This window comes from Rhodomicrobium sp. R_RK_3, assembly GCF_002198715.1.
GTDB lineage: Bacteria > Pseudomonadota > Alphaproteobacteria > Rhizobiales > Rhodomicrobiaceae > R-RK-3.
Genome location: NZ_MWLK01000025.1, coordinates 40,964 through 47,892 on the forward strand (window position 1 = coordinate 40,964; position 6,929 = coordinate 47,892).

Here is a 6,929-nt window from a genome sequence, read left to right on the forward strand (position 1 = left end):
AAGATCTACAAAACTCATTTCAGCCTCACCGGTATAGGCACCGCCACCTGAACCGGGACCTGCGCAATTTCGGCGCCCTCCGGAATCTGCCATCCCCCGCCCAAGGCCTGATACAGCGCGACCGTCGCCAGCAGGCGCGAGAGCCTTGCCTGGGCGACGGAGTCCTCCGCCGCGAACAACGACTGCTGCACGTCCAGGAGCTGCGTCAAATCGATGATGCCGGTCCTGAGCTGCTCTTCGGAGATCTGATAGGCCCGCCGGGCGGACACCAAGGCGATCTGCAGGAGCCGTTCCTGCTCGGTCGTCTTGGCGAAGGCGGTCAATGCATCCTCGACATCCCGGAAGGACGAAATGACCGACAGGCGGTAACGTTCCAGCAGTTCCTGATAGCGCGCTCGATTTAGATCGAGCTCGGCCCGCAAGCCATAGGCGCTAAGCAGCGGCTGCACCACATTCGCCGCCATTTGATAGAACAAACTGTCCGGCCGGAACAGGTTCTTGAACGCCTCGCTCTGAAAACCGCCCTGTCCGGTGATCGAAATGCTGGGGAAGAGCGCCGCGCGGGCCTGCGAGACATTGAAGCTGGCGGCGGCGAGCTGGGCTTCGGCGAAGGCGATGTCCGGGCGGCGGCAAAGCAGGTCCGAGGGCAGTCCGGCGGCGATGCGGGGCACGCGGATCGAGAACAGATCTTCCTTGTCGAGATTGAAATGCTCCGGCACCGAGCCGAGCAGCACGGCGAGCGCATTGACGAATTGCTTGTAGCTCTGCTCCAGCGGCGGGATCTGCGCCCGCACATTGGCGGTCAGCGTTTCCTGCTGGGCGACATCGAGACCGGAAGCCGTGCCGGCCGCGTTGCGCGCCTTGATCGCGTCCAGCGTCCGCTGGGCGATGCCCAGATTGCGGCGGGCGATCTCGATCCGCTTTCGCACCGTGACGGCGTTGAAATAGGTCTCGGCGACGCTCGACACCGTCTCGATGGCGACGACCGCCCCGTCATAGCGGCTGGCGAGGGCGCTCGCCTGCGCCGAATAGCGCCCGGCCCGGTTGCGGCCCCAGAAATCGAGTTCATAGCTGGCGACGAGGGCGGCGGTGACATTGGTCGAGCGCCCGCGTCCAGCCCCCGAGCCGCCATAGGCTTGGCTGGCATCGCCCTCGAAATCGAGCAGCGGGATCAGCGCTTGCGTGGCGATGCGCACCTGGGCATCGGCCTGATGGATGCGGGCGACCGCCTGCGCGATGTCGAGATTGGAGGCGCGCGCCGTGGAGACCAGCTCAGCCAGCGGGCGCGAGCGGTACATCTCGAAATCCTGCTCCAGCAGCGGCTTGGAGCCTTGCAGGCTCGCGGTGGTGAACTCGGTCGGCACGTCGATTACGGGGTCGGGCACGTTGGGGTTGAGAATGCACCCGCTCAGCAGCACTGCGGATGGCGCAAGCGCCCACAATCGCCGCGCGCGCCGCCACGACGCCGCCGGTCCCAATGCGGGAATCCTCGCCTTCGCCACCGTCCCCGTCTCCTGCAAACAGTCCCCACCTGCGCGGCGTCACGGTGCCGCGATTCGCTTGGAACCAAAGACTATTACGCCCCGGCCAAGGCATTTGCCCGTCCCTCAACGGAGAATGCCGCAGCCTGAATTCGGCGCCATAGTGATTGGCAGTCAACCCCCTGTCGAGCAGATAAGTGTAATCATGTTTTACTAAATTTGCGGCGTGACATTGCTGCAATCCCAGCCTTGGACGGCCCAGTTGTGCCTGCGCCGATGGGTCGCTGTAGATGGTTGTACGCCTTTCGTCCACAGGCCGGCTGATCGGGCTCGTGTCGCCGCCGGAAAGGGTGCTAACTCCGCCCGGGCGAATTCCCGATCGGCCCTATGCCACAATTAAGCGCTAAAGCAGGGCTCTAACGAACTTCCATAAATCCCGGACCAGGAAGACGCGGACGCCTCGAGTGGCCAGCGCGCACAATGGGAGCGATAGACTTATGGCTCAAAGCCCGAAAGCCCGACGGGTTTTCCAACGCCTCGTGCTGGCTCCGCTGCTGCTGGCGGCCTTTACCACGCTGGCCGCCGCCCAGATCCAGCTTGCCCCGCAAAAGCCGGCAACGCCGTTTGCCGGTGCCGATATCGGCGGCGGCCTCCGCTTCGCGCAGAACCAGCCGCAGCCTGCCGCCCCCGCGCCGGCCGACGCCAAATCCGGCCAGCCCGATTTTTCCGTCGTCGACAGCGCGACCGGCACGCCCGCCGTGCCGAAGCTTGAAGGCTGGGCGAAATCGCTGGACGAGCTCGAGCAGACGCTCGGCTCGCCTGTGCTCTCCTATGCCCGGCTCGACCGCGCCCGCGACAGCCTCGACACCATCACCGGCGAGATCGGCGAATTTCTCGGCCTGCTGACGCCCAAGCTCGAGGCCGCCAAGGCCCAGATCGACAATCTTGGACCGCTGCCGGCGACCGGCGATCCCGAGCCCGTCGCCGCCCAGCGCGCGGAATTGCAGAAGGCCTATGGCAGTTTGGGCGCCGCCCGCAATATCGCGGAATCGGCGCGGCTGCGCGCGGCGCAGCTCAGCGGCAAGGTACAGGAAATCCGCCGCCGCAAATTCGCCAACCGGCTGTTCGAGCGCGTGCCGGAAGCGCACAGCACCTACACCTGGACCAGCGCCCCGGCGCAGCTCGGCTATGCGCTCGACAAGGCCGGGGAGATCGTCGCCGGCTGGTGGCAGAATATGGACCAGCGCTCCGACGCCATCCAGACGCTGACGCTCGGCCTGCTGCTCGCGGCCATCAGCTTCTACGCCGCCCAGCGCGGTGTGCGCCATTTCCGCCGATGGGACGAGCCGGGCGAGCCGCCGCTCTGGCGCCGCTCGACATCGGCCGCCTGGGTGATCCTGCTGCGCTGCCTGCCGGTCGCCGCCACGGTCGCCTTCCTCTATTTCAGCTTCAGCTATCAGGAACTGATGACGCCCGATATCGACCGGCTCGCCTATTCGGCGATGCGCTCGATCCTGATCGTGGTCGCCGTCAGCGCGCTGATCGCAACAGCGCTCGCGCCCAAGCGCCCGCATTGGCGGCTTTTGCCGATGGAGGACAAGGCGGCCAGCCGTATCCGCTGGCTCGTCGTGGCGCTCGCCGCGGTTCACGGTCTGACGCTGTTCCTGAGCACGGTGCGCTATGTCTCCAACGCGCCCTTCACGCTGACCGTGGCGCAGAGCTGCATTTCCTCCGTCATCATCGCCTGCCTGGTGCTGGCGATCCTGAAGACCCCGCGCAATGCTCCGAGCCTCGACGGCGCGCCGGAATTCGACTGGGTGGGGCGGCTGCGCTATCCGATCTGGGGCATCGCCTTGCTGATCCTTGCCAGCGCGCTGATGGGCTATATCGGCTTTGCCCGTTTTGCCTCGGCGCAGATCATCGTCACCGGCACGGTGCTGGCGGTGCTCTACTTGCTGATGATCTGGATCGAGGCCGTCGGCCAGAGCATCGGCGACGAGAACGCGCAGGCCGGCGCGTGGCTGAAGGAGACCGCCGGCCTCGACCAGCGCCGCCGCGAACAGCTCGCCCTGCCGGTCATGCTGATCCTGAAGACCCTGGTGGTCATTATCGGCCTGCCGCTGGTGCTGCTGCAATGGGGCTTCGACTGGAAGGACATCAGCCAGTGGGCGTCGAGCCTGTTCTTCGGCTTCACCATCGGCGACACCCGCATCTCGATCGCCGCGATCCTTGCCTCGCTGATCGTGTTCGCGCTCGGCTATCTGGCGGCGCGGCTGTTCCAGGGCTGGCTCGACCGGCGGGTGCTGGAGCCGGCCGGCATTTCCGGCGGCACGCGCAATTCGATCCGCACCGGCGTCGGCTATCTCGGCGTCGTCGCGGCCGGGCTGTTCGCCGTCTCCTATGCCGGACTCGACCTGTCCAACATCGCCCTGGTCGCCGGCGCGCTGTCGGTCGGTATCGGCCTCGGCCTGCAGGGCGTCGTCAATAATTTCGTCTCGGGCCTGATCCTTTTGGTCGAGCGCCCGATCAAGGTCGGCGACTGGGTGGTGGTCGGCGACGAGGAGGGCATCGTGCGCAAGATCAGCGTGCGCTCGACCGAGATCGAGACCTTCGACCGCGCCAATGTGGTGATCCCCAACGCCTATTTCATTTCCGAGAAGGTGAAGAACTGGACGCTGCATAATTACAGCGGTCGCATCATGATCCCGGTCCGCGTCGAATATGACAGCGATCCGCGCCGGGTGCGCGACATCCTGCTGAAAGTCGCCAAGGCGCATCCGCAGGTGATGGCAACGCCAGAGCCCAATGTCTATTTCGAGGATTTCGGCCAGAACGCGCTGAACTTCAAGCTCTACGCCTATACCTACGACATCACCAAATCGATGAACCTGCGCACCGATCTGCGCATCAACATCTTCGAAGCGCTGCGCGCCGAGGCCATCGAAATTCCGCACGGCCTCACCGACGTGCGCATCCGCGACATGGAATGGCTGCAATCGGCTTTCGCCGCGATGCCGCAGCCGGCAAGGCGCGAGACGCAAGTGGAGCACCCGATGCCGCGCGCCGTCGCCGGCAATGGCAGCCGGGCGGATTGACCCGGGGATTGAGGGGGAAGTGCGGCCCGCCGGTCATTGCGGCCCGTCCCTGACCTGCGCTAAAACTTCCCCGCACAGTCGGAGCGGGGGAATTCATGAGAGCCTTAGTGTGGGCCGCATTCGCGGTGCTGACGCTTGCCGCGGGCGCGCTGTCGCCGGCGCAAGCCGCCAGCCGCATCGAATGGCGGCTCGAAAACCCCTTCCGCCTGTTCAAGAAGCCCGAGCATACCGAGCTGCACCGGCAGGTTTTCGAAAGCCTCAATATGTCCGAGCGGCGGCTGCCGATCCTCTCCGCCGAGCGCCGCCTCGAGGCCCGCTTCGGCGGCAGCGGCTGGGCGGACGACATGTATAACGACACCTGCTATAGCCGCGCCGACAACCGCTACACGGCTTGCAAGGATTACGTGCTGCCGAAAAGCCACCGCATCGTCGCCCAGCTCGGCAGCGAGGACAGCTTTCTCGACCTCTTCCTGCCGGATCAGCCGCATACCGGCAATTGCGTCTGGCGGCTGGAAAGCAGCGGCAAGACGGTCGCCAGCGTGACCAGCCCCTGCGACAAGCCGGTGAAGCTCGACGTGCCTTTCCCGGCGGGCGGGCGGCTCAGCGTCAAGCGCGACGGCAGGGACGCCGCGCCCTTGCTCGAGATCAAGATCCGCGACGTGCTGATCCTGGGCCTCGGCGACAGTTTCGGCGCCGGCGAAGGCAATCCCGACCATCCGGTGACGCTGACCGACAGCCGCGCCTTCGACTATGGCGAGGTGGACATCGCCGCCTCGCGCAGCAGCGAGCGGCTGGACGGCTATCCGGCGCGCCAGGGCAAATGGCAAACGCTATCCGGCCCGGATTTCCTCGCCGAGCGCGCTCGCTGGTGGGACCGCGAATGCCACCGCTCGCTCTATTCGCATCAGTTCCGCGCGGCGCTGCAACTGGCCGTCGAGGACCCCAAGCGCGCCATCACCTTCGTCAGCTATAGCTGCAGCGGCGCCGAGATCGCGCAAGGCATCCTGCTGCGCACCTCGGTGCGCGAATGCCGGGCGGGCGAGTCCTATTCCGTCCCCGGCCAATTGTCCTCCGCCTCGCAGGATTTGTGCACGTCGGTGACCAAGAGCGCACTGATGCCCGCCGCCATCATCAACCGCATGCCCGAGCTGCGTAGCCTCGCCGAACGCGACATGCGCGTCACGCGCTGCGCCAAGATCTCCGAGGAAGGCGGCGGCAGCCAGTCGGGCCTGAAACGGCCGGTCGATCTGGTGCTGCTGTCGGTCGGCGGCAATGATGTCGGCTTCGTGCCGCTGATCTCGGACAGCATTCTGAGCGAGACCAGCATCTACCGCACGCTCGGCCAGCGGCTGAATTCGGTCTATGGCGTCGATCACGCCAAGGCCCGGCTCGACCTGGTCAAGAAGCGCTTCGACGGGTTGAAATATTCGCTCGACATCTTTCTCGGCGTGAAGGGCAGCGCCAGCGACCGCAAGGTGATCCTCACCGGCTATCCGAACATGGGCTATGCCGAAGACGGCGTCAGCTCCTGCGACGGCAGCAAGGGGCTGGAGGTGTTCCCGCCTTTCCGGCTGGATGCCGCCAAGGTCGGCAAGGCGGATGAGTTCACCACCGAGCTGAACCGCAGCCTTGCCGCCATCGCCGGCCGCGACTGGACCTATGTCGACGGCTACCGCAAGGATTTCCGCTCCCGCGGCCTGTGTGCGACGAACGGCGACAACCCGGCCGAGAGTTTGGCTTTTCCGCGCCTGAAGGATGGCGTCTGGACGCCGTATAAGCCCTCGCACTATCCGGCCTATGCGCCGCGCCAGCGCTGGTTCCGCACGCCGAATGACGCGTTTCTGACCTCGAACATGCATGCCGAGACGGTGTCGGCTTTCGGCGCCAATTGCAGCGCGCTCTATACCGGCACGCTGAAAGCGGTCGCGCGCAAATACTGGGCGCCGTTCCAGATTTTTCTCGCCAGCACTTATGGCGGGGCGTTCCACCCCACCGCCGAAGGCCAGGCCCGCATCGCCGACGACGTCGCCGAAGCCGCCCGCAATGCGCTGCGCCGGACGCATTGAGGGGAGATAGACGGCGGACGCGGTGCTCGCTGCCTCGCCGGAGCTTTGACGCTTTGGCTTGCGGCTAGACTCTTAGCTGCATCGGCGCCTCCGCGCCGATGTGGTTTGCCCACTTGGCCGTGGGCCCCGGGAGACCGCCATGCGCCCCGTGCTCGCGGCCGAAGCGGAAATGAGCCAAGCTTCAGACCCCAAGCCGCAGCCAAGCTCCCTCTCCCATGGAAGACCTTTGCAAAACTTCGATTCCTTCGCCCCGGCCGTTAGAGCCGGGGCCCACTCGCCTCTCCGCT

Annotated in this window: 3 protein-coding genes; 2 read left to right on the forward strand and 1 reads right to left on the reverse strand. The window is 65.8% G+C overall.

The window, feature by feature from the left end; genetic code table 11:
* Positions 1-14: 14 nt before the first annotated feature.
* Positions 15-1,502, reverse strand: coding sequence for an efflux transporter outer membrane subunit (locus BLEFHOIH_RS14360; RefSeq protein WP_210191645.1), 1,488 nt, complete (start codon positions 1,500-1,502; stop codon positions 15-17).
* 476 nt (positions 1,503-1,978) lie between these two features.
* On the opposite strand from BLEFHOIH_RS14360, the gene BLEFHOIH_RS14365 reads away from it, so the two are divergent.
* Together BLEFHOIH_RS14365 and BLEFHOIH_RS14370 are read left to right on the forward strand one after the other, a co-directional pair.
* Entirely contained in the window at positions 1,979-4,576 is a 2,598-nt protein-coding gene (locus BLEFHOIH_RS14365; RefSeq protein ID WP_088346611.1) for a mechanosensitive ion channel domain-containing protein, read from the forward strand.
* Between the two features lie 95 nt (positions 4,577-4,671).
* On the forward strand, positions 4,672-6,642 hold the full coding sequence (locus tag BLEFHOIH_RS14370) for a hypothetical protein (protein ID WP_125461715.1): 1,971 nt from the start codon (positions 4,672-4,674) through the stop codon (positions 6,640-6,642).
* The last annotated feature ends 287 nt before the right edge of the window (positions 6,643-6,929 follow it).